The organism is Buttiauxella gaviniae ATCC 51604 (assembly GCF_001654835.1).
Classification (GTDB): Bacteria; Pseudomonadota; Gammaproteobacteria; order Enterobacterales; family Enterobacteriaceae; genus Buttiauxella; species Buttiauxella gaviniae.
Genome location: NZ_LXEP01000031.1, coordinates 15,692 through 32,273 on the forward strand (window position 1 = coordinate 15,692; position 16,582 = coordinate 32,273).

The following is a 16,582-nucleotide window of genomic DNA, read 5'->3' on the forward strand; positions in this document are numbered from 1 at the left end:
CTCTTTTAAATATTTAATAATTACATGGGGGTTGGCGTCAGTTGCTTCAACTAACCACGTAAAATTTTATCCAACATACGGCCTGGTAACAGGCGGCGTAACCACGTTAAAGCATGGGCAACCAGCGTCACCGGATAACGTAATTTCGGGTTTGAGCTTTCAAAAGCATGGCGCACTTTTTCCACTACCGCTTCCGGCCCGAGCGTAAAGCGTGCAGCAATTCCTGGGTTTTCTACCGGATGGTCAGCTTGAGTCTGGTTGACGTTCTGCGTGAACTGGGTGCGAATCGGGCCGGGCTCAATCAAGCTGACTTTAATTCCACTATGATGCAGTTCCATGCGTAGTGCATCGGACCAGGCTTCCAGCGCATATTTACTGGCGGCATACGCACCACGACCTGGCGTGGAAACCAGACCCATAACCGAGCTGGTCATCACAATGCGCCCTTCACGGTGCGGCAGCATGGCCGGCAGTAACAGCATGGTCAGCTGGTGGGTGCCAAACAAATTGGTTGAAAACTGTTGCTCAAGCTGGTCGCGTGAAAGGGTTTGCAACGGCCCATAAACGCCAAAACCACCGTTGTTAAACAGCCCATACAGGCGGTTTTCGGTCAGTTCAATGACTTGTTCCGCCGCTGCTTTCACACTCTCGGGCGAGTCGAGATCGAGCAATACGCCGGTAAATCCGGCCTGGTTCATGCGCTCAACATCTGCAGGTTTACGGCAGGCAGCCAGAACGTGATAACCCTTCTGCTTTAAATCTTGTGCGCAGGCAAAACCAATACCGCTGGAACAACCTGTAATTAAAACTGATTTTTGCATAACTTTACCCGAGAGGTGCCCCGATTGTTCATGAGTCATGTTTAACTAAAGGTGCCAGACGGGAAGACATCCAGTCGGCGATAAACGGTTGAGCATCACTATTCGGATGTATACCGTCATCCTGCATCCATTGCGGTTTCAAATAGACCTCCTCCATAAAAAATGGCAGAAGAGGAATAGAAAACTCTTTGGCAAGTTGCGGATAAATAGCGCTAAACGACTCATTATAACGACGACCGTAGTTTGCAGGCAGACGTATTTGCATCAGCAATGGTTGAGCGTTTGCCGCTTTCACATCGTTAATTATCTGGCGCAAACTTTTCTCGATGGCTTGTGGCTGAAAACCGCGCAGGCCATCGTTACCGCCAAGCTCAATTAATACCCAGCGAGGCTGATGCTGTTTCAGTAGCGCCGGTAACCGTGCCAGACCTTGTGGTGCGGTGTCGCCACTAATACTGGCGTTCACCACCTTAGTATTTTGCTGGTGCCACTTCGCATCCAGCAAGGCCGGCCAGGCTGCTGTTGCTGACATTCGGTAACCGGCGCTCAGGCTATCTCCCAAAATCAACAACGTGTCCGCATGCGCGGCGCGAATGGTTAAGAAAGCCAGAAACAGGAAGGGCAAATGCCAGCGGAAAACATTGTTGAAGTTCATCATCTTAGTAAGTCCGTAGGAACTGGGGAACATCAGCTCTCCATCCTTACCGGAGTTGAGCTGGTTGTCAAACAGGCGCAGACCATCGCGCTTATCGGTGAATCCGGTTCAGGGAAGTCTACACTACTGGCGATTCTGGCGGGGCTCGATGATGGCAGCGAAGGGGAGGTGCATCTGTGCGGCCAGCCGCTGCATAGTATGGATGAAGAAGCTCGAGCGTCATTGCGGGCGAAAAACGTCGGCTTTGTATTCCAGTCATTCATGTTGGTTCCCACGCTTAACGCGCTTGAGAACGTTGAACTTCCGGCGCTGCTGCGCGGGGAAAATGACTCATCCAGTCGTGCGCAGGCGAAAGCATTGCTCGAACAGCTTGGTCTGGGGAAACGTTTGGATCACCTCCCCGCGCAGCTTTCCGGTGGCGAACAGCAACGTGTGGCATTGGCTCGCGCCTTTAATGGGCGTCCTTCGGTGCTGTTTGCCGATGAGCCAACCGGTAATCTTGACCGCCACACCGGCGATCGTATTGCGGATTTACTCTTCTCCTTGAACCGGGATTTTTCCACTACGCTCATCCTCGTGACGCATGATGAACAGCTCGCCGCCCGCTGCGACCGCCGCCTGCGCTTGCGTGAAGGTCAATTGTGGGAGGAGGCATGATTGCCCGCTGGTTCTGGCGTGAATGGCGATCGCCATCGTTATTGATTGTCTGGCTGGCGTTGAGCCTGGCGGTGGCGTGTGTGCTGGCGTTGGGTAATATCAGCGACCGCATGGAACAAGGGCTAAACCAGCAAAGCCGCGACTTTATGGCGGGTGACCGTGCATTACGCAGCTCGCGAGAAGTGCCTGAGGAATGGCTGGATCAGGCGAAAAAGGACGGGCTGAAAGTCGGCAAACAACTGACCTTCGCCACCATGACATTTGCCGGAGATACGCCGCAGCTGGCATCGGTAAAAGCCGTGGATGAGGTTTACCCGATGTACGGCCAGCTCGATACCAACCCGCCTGGGCTAAAACCCGAGCCGGGAAGCGTGCTGTTGGCACCGCGTTTAATGGCGTTGCTCAATCTTAAAGTGGGGGACTCGCTGGATGTGGGCGACACCACATTACGCATTGCCGGAGAAGTGATTCAGGAGCCGGACTCGGGTTTTAATCCGTTCCAGATGGCTCCGCGCTTGATGATGAACCTGGCTGATGTGGAAAAAACCGGCGCGGTGCAGCCGGGGAGCCGTATCTCATGGCGCTACAAATTTGGCGGCACGCCGCAGCAGCTCGATAAATTTGAACAGTATGTGGTGCCAAAACTCAAGCCAGAGCAGCGCTGGTACGGTATGGAACAAGATGACGGCGCTCTCGGGAAATCTCTGGAACGCTCGCAACAATTCTTGCTGCTATCAGCTCTCCTGACGCTATTACTGGCAGTCGCAGCCGTTGCGGTCGCGATGAATCATTACTGCCGCAGCCGTTATGATTTAGTCGCCATCTTGAAAACCCTCGGGGCAGGGCGTGCTGCGCTGCGCAAGCTGATTATCGGCCAGTGGTTGATGGTGCTGGCGCTAGCGGCAATTACCGGTGGTGCCGCAGGGCTGGTGTTTGAAGCGGTGCTAATGCGCCTGCTTAAGCCTGTATTGCCTGCCGCCCTTCCTCCAGCCAGCCTCTGGCCGTGGGTGTGGGCTGTCGGTTCAATGGTGGTGATCTCCCTGCTGGTGGGTTTGCGCCCCTATCGGTTACTGCTGGCAACCCAACCGCTGCGCGTTTTACGCCGTGATGCCGTGGCAAACGTCTGGCCGCTGAAAATCTATCTGCCAGTCATCTTCATCGTTGTTGTCGCACTGCTGGCCGCATTGATGGGTGGGAGCACGCTTTTGTGGGCGGTGCTGGCAGGTACAGTTGTACTCGCGGCTTTGTGCGGCATTGTTGGCTGGGGTGTACTGAAACTGCTGAAGAAGCTGACGCTGAAAAACCTCGCGCTGCGCCTGGCCGTAAATCGCCTTCTGCGCCAGCCATGGGCAACCTTAAGTCAGCTTGCGGCGTTTTCGCTATCGTTTATGTTACTGGCATTGTTGTTGGTACTGCGTGGCGATTTGCTTGACCGCTGGCAGCAACAGTTACCGCCGGAAAGCCCGAATTATTTCCTGCTAAACATTGCCACCGAGCAGGTTCAGCCAGTGAAAGAGTTTTTAGCTGAGCATCAGATAATCCCGGAATCGTTCTACCCGATTGTGCGTGTGCGTATGACGGCGATAAACGGCAAATCCACCGAGGGTAATCCTGATGAAGCACTTAACCGCGAACTCAATCTGACGTGGCAGAGCCAAAAGCCAACGCATAACCCAATACTTGCCGGTTCATGGCCGCCGAAAGCGGGCGAAGTGTCCATGGATGAAGGTGTTGCAAAACGGCTGAAGATTAAACTGGGAGATACCGTCACGTTTATGGGCGATACCCAGGATTTCTCGGCGAAAGTTTCAAGCCTGCGTAAAGTTGATTGGGAGAGTCTGCGACCTAATTTCTACTTTATCTTCCCCCCGGGTGCGCTAGACAACCAGCCGCAAAGCTGGCTGACGAGCTTCCATCTGGATGGGAAAAATGGCGTGTTAACGCAACTTAACCGTGAATTCCCTACCGTCAGTTTGCTGGATATCGGGGCCATTTTGCGCCAGGTAGGGCAGGTGCTAGAGCAGGTGAGCCGGGCATTGGAAGTGATGGTGGTGCTGGTGACTGCTTGCGGTGTGCTGTTACTGCTGGCCCAGGTTCAAGTAGGGATGCGCCAACGGCATCAGGAACTGGTGGTATATCGCACTTTGGGTGCAGGGAAGCGCTTGCTGCGCACGACTTTATGGTGTGAATTTGCGGTTCTGGGGCTGGTTTCCGGGCTGGTGGCGGCGATTGGTGCTGAAACTGCGCTTGGTCTACTGCAAACCCGCGTATTTGATTTCCCATGGGAACCAGACTGGCGGCTGTGGGTAATCCTGCCGTTAACCGGTGCTGTGCTACTTTCTCTGTGTGGCGGCTGGTTGGGGATTCGTTTGCTGAAAGGTAAAGCGCTATTCCGCCAGTTTGTTGCCTGATAAGCGTGAAACTTACGGGCTGGCAATCTATTTAACGCCAGCCCGTTGAAGGTAATTTACGCTGTACGTTCGCGAAGCCAGGCTTCCACCTGTTGGTAGTCGCCACGAAAGACAATATTGTGTGCTTTTTTACTTAGTTGATAACGATACATTGGGTCGTAATACTCTTCGAGCAACGGCGAAAGCCAGGCGAGATGCCCTTCTACTGAGCCGGTTTTGCGTTGCTCAACCAATGCTTCATCCAGATATGCGCTGAACTGCGCAAAGCGTTCCATCCCCAGACGGCGGCGGATAGCGAACAGGCCATGATGCAAATACTCGCCATAGTTCTGCCACGCAGTATCTTCATCGCTCACCGACAAAAACGCTTCGCTCATTTGCTGGAAATATTCGGTTTTTAAACGCTCTAAACGCTGCTCGAATGGATCGTCAATCACCACAATCGGTGAGCGTTGCATCTGTTCTCTGAAGCACTCCGGAATGTGGCGAGAGCCAATCATCCGGCCTTCATCTTCAACAACCCAGGTTACTTGCGCTCCATCACTTTTCTTAAGCAACGTCACCGCGAGATTATTTTCAAAATTTGCCTGAGAGGGTTGCTCGACAATCGTGCGGCCAAACGACGAACCGCGATGATGCGCCAGCCCCTCAAGATCGACACCCGTTGGTAACGAGCGAATAAGAATGGTTTTGCCGCCGCCAGTATTACCGCTGACGAGAAGCATCGGCCAGCGAGAACGTGACTCAATCATCTCCATCGCATAATGACGCAGTGCTTTGTAACCACCTTCAACCAATGGATAGTCAACGCCCGCTTCACGTAGCCACTGCTGCACAATGTGGGAACGCATGCCACCTCTGGCGCAACACAGGTATCCTTCTGGATTCTGGCGGCATTGCTCAAGCCACTTCTGCAAACGGGCATCACGGATTTCACCCTGGACAAGCTTATGACCTAATTCCACCGCAGCCTGCTGCCCGCGCTGTTTATAGCAAGTGCCGACTTGAGCACGCTCATCATCCGACATCAGCGGGAAACTCAGCGCGGCAGGCATCGCCCCCTGGCTGAATTCAACCGGAGCGCGTACGTCGATAAGCGGGATATCAGCGCGCAGAAGATGTTCATAATCTTGAGTATCGGGACGAGCGTTTTGCATAGATAAACCTTAAAGCGAGTGAGGCGGAATTGTGCGCTTTTGCATGCAAAAAAGAAAGGAAGGGGGGAGTTGGCCTGAATGGAAGGGCGGGCAAGCGCTTAGCGCTACCCGCCGTTATGGCTACTTAACGAATTTGTGCTGCGCCCAGGCAATACCACTGGCGTATTCCGCTGGCAACAATGGCACGATGGCTTCGAGAGTTGCACTCAGTCTATCGGTATCGCTGTCATTCAGATTGAGATGACCGACTTTGCGGCCCTCACGTACCTCTTTATCGTACCAATGCAAATGTACCAGTGGGAGTTTCAGCCAGTCGTAATTTAAATCGGTGCCGATAAGGTTAATCATGACCGACGGCGAATTAACGACAGGCTGTGGCAAAGGCAGGTCAACAATGGCGCGCAGATGCAGTTCAAACTGGCTGATGGATGCGCCATTTTGCGTCCAGTGCCCGCTGTTGTGTACGCGTGGGGCTAGTTCGTTAATCAGCAACCCGGCTGGCGTGATAAAGCACTCCATCGCCATGACACCAACATAGTTCAGCTCATGCATGATGGCAGAAAGCATCGCTTCAGCTTGCTGTTGTTGCTCAATATTAGCCTGCGGGAAAACAACGCTGGTGCGCAGAATACCGTCCTGATGCAGGTTGTGCGTCAGCGGGTAAAACACGGTTGTACCGTCGTGACCACGCGCGCCAACCAGCGACACTTCGCCCGAGAAGTTAATGCCTTGCTCAACAATACATTCACCGTAGCAATCGTCCGGCAGTTGCGCGGTTTCATCACTGCGCAAACGCCACTGCCCGCGTCCGTCATAACCGCCAACGCGGCGTTTCACAATGGCTAACTCGCCGAGGCTTTCAAAAACACCCGCCCATTCATCACGGTTCGCGAGCAGTTGCCACGGTGCGGTTGCCAGTTCGAGCTTATCGAACAGCTGTTTTTGCGTCAGACGGTCAGCGATGATTGGGAACACATCGCGGTTCACAAACGCATTGTGGCGAGCCAGTTCACGGGTGAGTGCGGTTTCTGGCCAGCGTTCAATTTCTGCGGTGATGACGCTTTGCGCAAATGGCACGGCTTCAGGTTCTGCATCAAGGCCAACCGGGTAAACCGCGATGCCCAGCGGTTCGCCTGCCTGGCGCAGCATTCTGCCTAACTGGCCGTTACCCAGCACGCAAACGCGTTTCATGCTTCACCCCGTGGATCGGGGTTGTCCAGCACTTCATCGGTCTGGCTTTGACGCCACGCTTCAAGGCGCATAGTGAGTTCTTTATCGTGCAGCGCAAGGATTTGTGCCGCCAGCAAGGCCGCGTTGGCCGCACCCGCTTTGCCGATTGCCAGAGTGCCAACCGGAATACCACGTGGCATTTGTACAATGGAATAGAGACTGTCTACGCCGCTTAATGCCGCGCTTTGGACTGGCACACCCAGCACTGGAACCAGCGTCTTTGCCGCGATCATACCTGGCAAATGCGCCGCACCACCCGCGCCCGCAATAATAACCTGATAACCGTTACCGCTTGCTTGTTCGGCAAAGCTGAAAAGTTTATCGGGAGTGCGGTGTGCGGAAACCACTTCAACATGGTGTGGGACATCAAGGGCGGTGAGGATTTCTGCGGCAAACAGCATGGTAGCCCAGTCACTTTTGGAACCCATGACAATGGCGATACGCGCTGGGGTCTGGTTGGAGGACATGCGTCTCAAAACTCCTGTGGGTGTGCAAACATCACCGAACATGGCTCGGTCGGTCAGAAGGGCTCAGAGAATAGCATGAACATAGAGCAAGGAAAACGGTTGCGTAGCTAACAAGGCAGCAAAAAAACGCGATTTTGTTTAAAAAGAGAAGGGGATGAGTTCGACGTCTTCGGCAGTGACTTTAATCATCGACCCTTCGCTATGCCAGGCGCCAAGTACGCAACGAAATGCGGGCTTGCCGTTAGCTGAAAGCGAGTGAATTTCTGGGCGATGCGTATGGCCGTGGATCATCCACTGTACCTGATGGCGGGTGAGCGCGCGGGTCACGGTGTGTTGATTTACATCCATAATCGCCATTGATTTGCTGCTGTTCGAGGCTTTGCTGCCGGCGCGCATTTTGGCGGCGACGCGTTTACGAATAAACAGCGGCAGGGCGAGGAACAAACATTGTAGCCAGGGTCGGTGGACTTTCTTGCGGAACGCCTGATAACCGTGGTCGTCAGTGCAAAGGGTATCGCCATGCAGGATCAGCATTTTGCGGCCATACAGGTCGAGCGTTTTTTCTTCCGGCAATAAAGTCATGCCGCTAAGACGGGCAAAACGTTTGCCGAGCAGGAAATCGCGGTTGCCATGAATAAAGAAGCAGGGCACGCCGGAATCAACCAGATCTTTAATGGCTAAAGCAATTTGGCGGTGCAGCGGTTCAGGATCATCATCGCCAATCCAGGCTTCAAACAGATCGCCAAGGATGTAGAGCGCATCAGCTTCCCGAGCGGTGCCCGCCAGAAAACGCAGAAAACCGGCGGTAATCGCCGGTTCTTCTGAACACAGATGTAAATCTGCGATAAACAGCGTCGCCATGGGCGAATTATTCGCTGACGGTTACGCTTGTGATAACCACGTCTTCTTTAGGAACGTCCTGGTGCATACCGCTGCGGCCAGTGGACACGCCTTTGATTTTCTCAACAACGTCCATGCCTTCAACTACTTCAGCAAACACGCAGTAACCCCAACCTTGCATGCTTTCGCTGCTGAAGTTCAGGAAATCGTTGTCAGCCACGTTAATAAAGAACTGGGAACTTGCAGAATGTGGCGCCTGGGTACGAGCCATTGCCAGCGTACCTTTCGTGTTTTTCAGGCCGTTATTCGCTTCGTTCTGGATGGTGTCTTTGGTGTCTTTTTGCTTCATACCCGGTTCAAAACCGCCGCCCTGGATCATGAAACCATTGATCACACGGTGGAAAATGGTGTTCGCGTAGAAACCTTCGCGGCAGTACTCGAGGAAGTTTTTAACAGTTTCAGGCGCTTTATCATCAAAAGTTTTGATTACGATATCGCCGTGATTAGTATGAAAAGTAACCATGCTGTGCATCCTATATTAGTCAGACAGTGTTCGGGCAGACGGTGCCGCGACACAAGGTGGTTGTTATAGCATAACTGCACATGATCATCACCTTGCAAAGCGTGCTGCTTCCGTGTGAAATTTTGATGTAACATATAGCCTAATTTTGAAATCACACGCTTACATGGAATCCCCTGATGTTAAAAATCTTCAATACAATGAGTCGCCAAAAAGAGGAATTCAAACCTATTCATGCCGGAGAAGTTGGCATGTACGTGTGTGGTATCACCGTTTACGATCTGTGTCATATCGGCCATGGCCGTACTTTTGTCGCTTTCGATGTGGTCGCGCGTTACCTGCGCTTTATCGGCTATAAGCTGAAGTATGTGCGCAACATTACCGACATCGACGATAAAATCATCAAACGCGCCAATGAAAACGGCGAAGATTTTGTTGCGCTCGTAGACCGCATGGTTGCCGAAATGCACACCGATTTCGACGCGCTGAATATTTTGCGCCCGGACAGTGAGCCACGCGCCACCAAACATATTCCGGACATCATCGAAATTGTTGAACAGCTTATCGCGCGCAATCACGCCTATGTTGCCAGCAATGGTGATGTGATGTTCTCGGTAGAAAGTGATGCCGATTACGGCAAACTTTCCCGCCAGGATCTGGAACAACTGCAAGCCGGTGCCCGTGTTGAAGTCGAAGCAAACGTTAAGCGCAACCCGATGGATTTCGTGCTGTGGAAAATGTCGAAACCAGGCGAGCCAAGCTGGTCATCCCCGTGGGGCGAAGGTCGTCCAGGCTGGCACATCGAATGTTCTGCAATGAACTGCAAACAGCTCGGTAACCATTTTGATATTCATGGTGGCGGTTCGGACTTGATGTTCCCGCACCACGAAAACGAAATCGCCCAGTCAACCTGTGCGCACGGCGGCGAATACGTTAACACCTGGATGCACTCCGGAATGGTGATGGTTGACCGTGAGAAAATGTCCAAATCACTGGGCAACTTCTTCACCGTGCGCGACGTGCTTAAGTATTACGACGCCGAAACCATTCGCTACTTCCTGATGTCTGGCCATTATCGTAGCCAGTTGAACTACAGTGAAGAGAACCTGAAACAGGCGCGTACCTCGCTTGAGCGTTTGTACACCGCATTGCGTGGTACAGACGGTAGCGTTCAGCCTGCGGGTGGCGAGGCGTTTGAAGCGCGTTTCCGTGAAGCGATGGACGATGATTTCAATACGCCGGAAGCTTACTCTGTACTGTTTGATATGGCGCGTGAAGTTAACCGCCTGAAAACTGAAGATTTGGCAGCAGCAAATGGCCTGGCTGCGGCATTGCGCCAACTTTCTGGCGTGCTGGGTTTACTGGAGCAAGATCCAGAAGCCTTCCTGCAAGGTGGTGCGCAGTCTGACGACGGCGAAGTGGCTGAGATCGAAGCGCTAATCAAACAGCGTAATGATGCCCGTCAATCAAAAGACTGGGCGCTGGCGGACAAGGCTCGTGACCGCTTGAATGAAATGGGAATTGTGCTGGAAGATGGCCCACAAGGGACAACCTGGCGCAGAAAGTAATCGTTATTTAATCACTCATTCAGAAAGCGGCTTAGGCCGCTTTTTTTATCAGCCATGATATTGGTGATAAGAATTAAAAAAGGTTAACTCATGGTTAGCGAAAATGATTTTAGCAACGACTCCGCTTCCCCATCTTTCTATCCGCCGAGGCCATTGGCGGAGATAGACATGTTGCACAAGCTCCTTTGCCCGCTTGGCACCCTGCGCACTTTTAAAGCTAAAGAAGAACTTAACGCGGTTCACGACGATGAAAAATACCTCTATTTATTCCCCACTGGGCATTTCACTTTTATTCGTGCAATTGATGACCTCGTCCTTTCCTCAGTGCGAGGCAGAATGATATTTGGTCTGGCTGAGTGTTTGCGCCCCCGTGGTGGCTGGTTTCTTAAAGTTGAGGAAGATTGCAAGGGTTATGTCGTGCCTTATGAGCTGGCAAAAAAAGTGATCACTGAAAAGCAGTTATGGGAGACGGTAGCCAGCTTTCTCGCCTGGTCATTGCAGATTTATTCACTGCGTGAAGAGCACCTGGTCGGCGTAACGGCTTATGTCATGGTGCGCAATAAACTGCTCGAGCTGTATTCACAAGCTCCCGATTTACGCAGTGACATCAATGCAGCAGATTTTATTCAGGAGCGTACGCAACTGGCGCGCAGCACGATTATGGCGATTTTCGGGGAGTTACGTCGTGGTGATTACATTGAGATTAAGCGTGGGAAACTGGTAGCGATTCGGCATTTGCCGAAGGAGTATTAGTAAGACTGGGTCGCAAGAATACGTAAGTGAAAATAAACCCCTAAGGCTATTACCGAAGGGGTTTACTGTCTTATGTTACGCTCCGACAGGAGGCGTAAATGCACTAAGTGTTAACTCCGCTCCTGAATACTTCTCTAGTTTCACCAATGACGTATTTGCAGAGCAGCCATTTGCCAGGCGTGATGTTGGAATATCTTTGGTCAGCACGTTAGCGCTACCGTTCTTGCAAATACCGGTTGCTGGATCAAGATCCGGCCAGGCCCCTTCGTGAATGCAGACTACTCCGAGTTTGATCCCATCAGTAACCACAACGCCCGCTAAAACCTGGCCACGATCGTTCCACACTCGTACCGTATCCCCATTCTTAACACCGCGTTTTGCAGCATCATCAGAATGGATATAGACAGGTTCGCGGTTCGCTACGGCATACTTGTTACGCAATTCGGCATAATTAAGCTGACTATGCAGACGGTGAGCCGGGTGCGCGGTTAAAAGTTGCAGCTGACCCGGTTGAGCGTTGCCTGCCCATTCATCTGGTTCAAGCCAGGTCGGGTGCGCCGGGCAATCTTTATAGCCAAACTCTTCGATAGTTTTTGAGTGGATCTCTATTTTTCCGCTCGGTGTACCTAGTGGGTTCATCACCGGGTCTTTGCGGAAATCCGCATAGCGTACGAAGGTTTCATTTTTCGGGTTTTTACGCATTTCGATAAGCTTGTTTGCCTGCCAGAAAGCAGAGAATTGCGGCATATTGACGCGCTGTGCACGGGCTCCTTTCTGCGCGGCATCGTAGAACTCGCGCAGCCAGGCCATTTCGTCTTTCCCTTCGGTGTAAACGGCTTTTCCTCCTGCTTTGAGCAGTTCTGCCAGATCGGCAAATACGTCAAAGTCATTACGCGCTTCAAACTGTGGTGCAATGGCCTGCTTCATCGGCACCAGGTGTTGGTTGCTATAGTCGCCGGTCATGGTCAGATCGTTGCGTTCAAAGGAGGTCGTTATCGGCAGCACGATATCCGCGTGTTTTGCAGCAGCTGTCCAGTAGCATTCAGAAATAACCACCAGCTCTGGCTTCTGCCAGGCGGCAATAAGCCTGTTGGTATCCTGGTGATGGGTGAAGTTACCGCCGCCTGCCCACCAGATCATTTTGATATCAGGGAAGGTTTGTTCCTTACCGTTGTGTTGGTATTTAACGCCAGGGTTCTCCAATGCTTCGACAATACGCGCCACCGGAATATTAGTGACAGCATCGGATGTAGCCCAGTCATTCCCAGCTGAAGAGTTGCCTGCAATGGTTGCAGAAATTGCCGTGAGTACGCCGCCACTACGCGTTGGGTTACCACCATTTGAATAGTGATAGGAGAAGCCGAAACCACCACCCTCACTGCCAATTTGCCCAAGCATTGCTGCGAGTGTCACCAGCATCCAGTGGCGCTGTTCGCCATACTGCTGACGCTGGATACCCCATCCAGCCATAAGCATGGTTTTATTTTTGGCGAATATCTCAGCCAGCAGCGTGATTTGTTTGGCAGGAACCCCGCATATTTTTTCAGCCCAGGCGGCGTTTTTAGGCGTTTTGTCAGCACTACCAAGAAGGTAGGACTCAAACTCCGCGTATCCGGTGGTGTATTTCTCGATAAAGGCCTTATCGTGCAGGTTTGCTTCAACCAGCGTATGGGCAATCCCCAACATCAGTGCAACGTCAGTACCTATGTTGGGAGCAATCCACTGAACTTTATCACCAAAGAAACCGATGGTTTCTGAACGCATAGGATCGATGGCAATCACCGTTTTGCCAGAAGCTTTCAACTGATTGAAATATTCCAGGCCTTGTTCATCGGTACTGCTCCAGGCAATTTTCAGCGTATTTAGCGGGTTCATTCCCCACAGAACAACGACCTGGCTATTTTTAAGGATCATGGGCCAGACGGTTTGCTGTTCGTAAACCTCAACGGAACCGACAACGTGCGGCAGAATCACTTGGGCAGCACCGGTGGAATAATCCCCAGTGTGACCAGCGTAACCACCAGCCATACTCATATAACGTTGTAATAGTGTTTGTGCTTTATGCAGCACTCCGCTGGAGCGCCAGCCATAAGAGCCCGCAAAGATAGATGCCGGGCCATGAGTGGTACGAATACGAGCATGCTGTTCGTGAATGAGCTTTAGCGCGTCATCCCAGGAGACGCGGACAAACTCATCTTTACCGCGTTTTCCATCTGCTGTTCCTGGTGCGGCGAGATAACTTTTACGTACCATAGGGTACTTAATTCGACAGGCGGTATGAGCTTGATCAGGTGCGCTGCTCTGTAGTGAGTTCTCGATGGTTTTAGCCAGAACGCCTTTCGAAGAGACTATCTTCCCATCTTTCACTTCAACTTCAATTGCTCCCCAGCGAGCTGCGGTAAGTACTGTACCTGCGGGTGTTTCAGCCCATGCAGGAAGCGGGATTGCTGAGGACACCACCATGGCGCCCGCGGTACCGCCTGCCGTTTTCAAAAAACTACGTCGTGTTAACTTCATCATTCTCTCCTTAAATGAACATGGCTATGACGTACGGCTTACCGGGCAGCATCTTTAGCGTGGTACTGGAACCAACGCGTAAGAATGTCCAGATCGTCATCACTGATATCTGTGCGGGCCCCCATTCCTTTAGCAATAGAAGGCCAGGCGTTGAGGGTGTAGTGGTCTGCGGCTATAGGGGCGTGGCAACCGGAGCAGTAAGCGGTGTCGAGGGATTTTGCATATCGCCAAAGAGGTTCGCGGCTTGCCAACGAGTGCTCTGTGACCGGACCTTGCAGGCTAACGTCGCGCCAGACATTGCCGTAACTGTCTTTTTGCCATTCACCCAGTGGCTTAAGCGCTTGCATTCCTTCAGGGGTAAGAGAGGCAATGACCAGCCTTTGGCCTGTTGCAAGGTAGATAACCTGCTCTGCACCCTGCATCTGGCTGCCAGTAATCTCAACTTCTTGCCCATCATCTATTTGGCGCAAAACTTTCATTTTTGTCGCTGGATAGACAGTGCCCAATGTGCCCAACGGCGTTGGGGTTACGGCAAAGCGTTCTGGGGAATCGACTGGGGTTTTAACGGCTTCTGTCATCATTGTATCCAACGCTTTGCTATCTACGCTGACTTCAGGTGGGAAGTGGGCGACACCTTTGTGGCAATCAATACAGGTTTGGTTCTCTTTCACCGCCAAAGCATGCATTTTCTGCGCATCGCTACTCTGTTTTTGCAGGTCCATCGCTTCCATGCTGTGGCAGGAACGACAGGTGGCAGAGTTGTTGTTTTTCATCTGGTTCCATACGGTTTGCGCCATCTCAAGGCGATGGGCTTCGTATTGCTCAGGGGTGTCAATTTTGTTGGTGATAAATTGGTGATAAACGTCCTTGCTGGCGCGAAGCTTAGTCACGAGGTAATCGAGCCCACCTTCCGGAATATGGCAATCTTTGCACTCGGTGCGAATACCCTTTTGATTCATAAAATGAACCGACCCTTGATACTCTTCGTAGGGTGCTTGCATGGTATGACATGAGAGGCAAAATTCTGTTTGTGAGGTCTTTTTTAAACCCCATCCGGTGAGTGCGGTTAACATAACTCCAACGACGATACTTGCCATACAAACCACAAAAATCCATTTCTTGTTCATATTATTCTCATTGAACTTTTTAATATAAAACATTGGTTATTTTATGTGTATTTGAACAGTGAGCCGAAATATGTCAATGGCACTTAATAGAAAATGAGGTGTAGATAGAAAAAGTTATTTATTACATTTAGTTAATGAATAATGGGGGGTATTTGATTCATTTAAAGAATGAAAAAAGCGGCCGAAGCCGCTTTTTAATATGCAGGTAAATAATGATTTTTAATTATCGATAGGAGTGCGAATCAAATAATCAAACGCGCTCAGAGAGGCTTTTGCACCTTCACCCGTCGCAATAATAATTTGTTTATAAGGCACGGTAGTGCAGTCACCCGCAGCAAACACACCTTTAACGGTAGTTTCGCACTTCGCATCAATAATGATTTCACCCATGCGGTTGCGTTCAACGCTGCCTTCAAGCCAGTTGGTATTAGGCAGCAGGCCTATTTGTACGAAAATACCGGCCAGCTCAATTTCATGCACGTTTTCAGTCACGCGGTCTTTATACTGCAACCCGGTGACTTTGCTGCCATCGCCTTTCACTTCCAGCGTCTGCGCATTCAAAATGATGTCGACGTTTTTCAGGCTGCGAACTTTGTTCTGCAAAACCTGGTCGGCTTTCATTTCTGGGGCAAACTCCAGCAGCGTAACGTGTTCAACAAGACCCGCCAGGTCAATCGCTGCTTCCACACCGGAGTTACCGCCACCGATAACCGCCACGCGTTTACCTTTAAACAGCGGGCCGTCGCAGTGCGGGCAATATGTCACGCCTTTGGTGCGGTACTGTTCTTCGCCCGGTACGTTCATGTTGCGCCACTTGGCACCGGTCGCAATGATGATGCTGCGTGCACTAAGTGTTGCTCCAGACGCCGTTTGAATCTGGTGCAAACCGCCTTCAGTCTTAGCCGGGATTAACTTGCTGGCACTTTGCGTATCAATAACATCCACGTCGTAGTCATCAACGTGAGCTTTCAGTGCGCCAGCCAGTTTTTGGCCTTCCGTTTTTGGTACGGAAATGTAGTTTTCGATATCAACAGTATCTAAAACCTGGCCGCCAAAACGCTCGCCCATCAAACCGGTGCGAATGCCTTTACGTGCCGAGTAAACCGCTGCGGCAGCCCCCGCAGGGCCGCTACCGACGATCAATACATCGTAAGCTTCGCGTTTGTTCAGCGCTTCGGCCGCACGTTTTTCAGCGCCTGTATCAATTTTGCTGACGATTTCAGCCAGCGTCATGCGGCCCTGGCCGAACTCTTTACCGTTCAGGAACACAGCAGGCACGCCCATTACGTTGCGATCCGCAATTTCATTCTGGTACACGCCACCGTCAATCGCGGTGTGGCTGATGCGCGGGTTTAGCACCGCCATCAGGTTCAGCGCCTGCACCACATCCGGGCAGTTGTGGCACGAAAGCGAGTAATAGGTTTCAAAATGGAAATCGCCGTCGATTTCACGGATCTGCTCAAGCAAATCTTGTGACTCTTTCGACGGATGTCCTCCGGTTTGAAGCAAAGCCAAAACCAGAGAAGTAAATTCGTGGCCGAGTGGGGAACCCGCAAAGCGTGGGCCTTTATCGGAGCCTGGGTTGGTGATCAAAAATGACGGTTTGCGCACCGGCAAATCGTTATTAATGGTGAACGAAACTTTGTCAGATAACTCAGCAATTTCTGCCAGCAGTTCCTTTATCTCGGCTGATTTTGCACTGTCGTCCAGCGTGGCAATCAACTCAACAGGTTTGGTTAATCTCTCAAGGTAAGCCTTGAGCTGGGTTTTCATGTTGTTGTCGAGCATGTGTAAATCTCCCTGATGGCGAGAATAACCAGGGTGGACAGGCTTGCGCGCTGCCCACCGCTGAGTTAGTT

At 51.7% G+C, this 16,582-nt stretch carries 14 protein-coding genes; 4 read left to right on the forward strand and 10 right to left on the reverse strand.

The window, feature by feature from the left end; genetic code table 11:
• Window positions 1-50 precede the first annotated feature (50 nt).
• Together M977_RS15955 and tesA are read right to left on the reverse strand one after the other, a co-directional pair.
• Window positions 51-860, reverse strand: coding sequence for an SDR family oxidoreductase (locus M977_RS15955; RefSeq protein ID WP_134183962.1), 810 nt, complete (start codon window positions 858-860; stop codon window positions 51-53).
• Window positions 850-1,479: a multifunctional acyl-CoA thioesterase I/protease I/lysophospholipase L1 gene (gene tesA / locus M977_RS15960; protein WP_064517643.1), complete on the reverse strand. Its 630-nt coding sequence runs from the start codon at window positions 1,477-1,479 to the stop codon at window positions 850-852. The genes M977_RS15955 and tesA overlap by 11 nt, the downstream gene beginning before the upstream one ends.
• Here tesA and ybbA point away from each other — a divergent pair.
• Together ybbA and ybbP are read left to right on the forward strand one after the other, a co-directional pair.
• Window positions 1,447-2,133 (forward strand): putative ABC transporter ATP-binding protein YbbA, encoded by a 687-nt coding sequence (gene ybbA, locus M977_RS15965; protein ID WP_064516782.1) that lies wholly within the window; start codon window positions 1,447-1,449, stop codon window positions 2,131-2,133. The two genes, tesA and ybbA, sit on opposite strands and share 33 nt — an antisense overlap.
• Entirely contained in the window at window positions 2,130-4,544 is a 2,415-nt protein-coding gene (gene ybbP / locus M977_RS15970; protein ID WP_064516784.1) for a putative ABC transporter permease subunit YbbP, read from the forward strand. The genes ybbA and ybbP overlap by 4 nt, the downstream gene beginning before the upstream one ends.
• A 56-nt stretch (window positions 4,545-4,600) precedes the next feature.
• On the opposite strand, the gene mnmH is transcribed toward ybbP, so the two are convergent.
• The 5 genes from mnmH to ppiB form a co-directional block, all read right to left on the reverse strand.
• Window positions 4,601-5,701, reverse strand: a complete 1,101-nt coding sequence (gene mnmH / locus M977_RS15975) for a tRNA 2-selenouridine(34) synthase MnmH (protein WP_064516785.1) — start codon at window positions 5,699-5,701, stop codon at window positions 4,601-4,603.
• Between the two features lie 120 nt (window positions 5,702-5,821).
• Window positions 5,822-6,892: a 5-(carboxyamino)imidazole ribonucleotide synthase gene (gene purK / locus M977_RS15980; RefSeq protein WP_064516787.1), complete on the reverse strand. Its 1,071-nt coding sequence runs from the start codon at window positions 6,890-6,892 to the stop codon at window positions 5,822-5,824.
• On the reverse strand, window positions 6,889-7,398 hold the full coding sequence (purE, locus tag M977_RS15985; protein WP_064516789.1) for a 5-(carboxyamino)imidazole ribonucleotide mutase: 510 nt from the start codon (window positions 7,396-7,398) through the stop codon (window positions 6,889-6,891). The genes purK and purE overlap by 4 nt, the downstream gene beginning before the upstream one ends.
• Before the next feature lie 138 nt (window positions 7,399-7,536).
• Window positions 7,537-8,259, reverse strand: a complete 723-nt coding sequence (gene lpxH, locus M977_RS15990; protein WP_064516791.1) for a UDP-2,3-diacylglucosamine diphosphatase — start codon at window positions 8,257-8,259, stop codon at window positions 7,537-7,539.
• A 7-nt stretch (window positions 8,260-8,266) separates the two neighbouring features.
• Window positions 8,267-8,761: a peptidylprolyl isomerase B gene (ppiB, locus tag M977_RS15995; RefSeq protein ID WP_064516793.1), complete on the reverse strand. Its 495-nt coding sequence runs from the start codon at window positions 8,759-8,761 to the stop codon at window positions 8,267-8,269.
• Window positions 8,762-8,937: 176 nt separating this feature from the next.
• Here ppiB and cysS point away from each other — a divergent pair, with 176 nt between their 5' ends.
• Together cysS and M977_RS16005 are read left to right on the forward strand one after the other, a co-directional pair.
• A complete protein-coding gene (gene cysS, locus M977_RS16000) occupies window positions 8,938-10,326 on the forward strand; it encodes a cysteine--tRNA ligase (RefSeq protein ID WP_064516795.1) in 1,389 nt (462 codons plus the stop codon).
• Between the two features lie 168 nt (window positions 10,327-10,494).
• Window positions 10,495-11,079, forward strand: a complete 585-nt coding sequence (locus M977_RS16005) for a helix-turn-helix domain-containing protein (RefSeq protein ID WP_064516797.1) — start codon at window positions 10,495-10,497, stop codon at window positions 11,077-11,079.
• Window positions 11,080-11,154: 75 nt separating this feature from the next.
• Here M977_RS16005 and M977_RS16010 read toward each other — a convergent pair whose 3' ends face one another.
• The 3 genes from M977_RS16010 to ahpF all read right to left on the reverse strand — a co-directional run bounded on the left by M977_RS16010 (window position 11,155) and on the right by ahpF (window position 16,511).
• Window positions 11,155-13,596: a trimethylamine-N-oxide reductase 2 gene (locus tag M977_RS16010; protein WP_064516799.1), complete on the reverse strand. Its 2,442-nt coding sequence runs from the start codon at window positions 13,594-13,596 to the stop codon at window positions 11,155-11,157.
• A gap of 38 nt (window positions 13,597-13,634) precedes the next feature.
• Window positions 13,635-14,723, reverse strand: coding sequence for a NapC/NirT family cytochrome c (locus M977_RS16015; protein WP_064517645.1), 1,089 nt, complete (start codon window positions 14,721-14,723; stop codon window positions 13,635-13,637).
• 219 nt (window positions 14,724-14,942) lie between these two features.
• On the reverse strand, window positions 14,943-16,511 hold the full coding sequence (gene ahpF / locus M977_RS16020) for an alkyl hydroperoxide reductase subunit F (RefSeq protein ID WP_064516801.1): 1,569 nt from the start codon (window positions 16,509-16,511) through the stop codon (window positions 14,943-14,945).
• Window positions 16,512-16,582 lie beyond the last annotated feature (71 nt).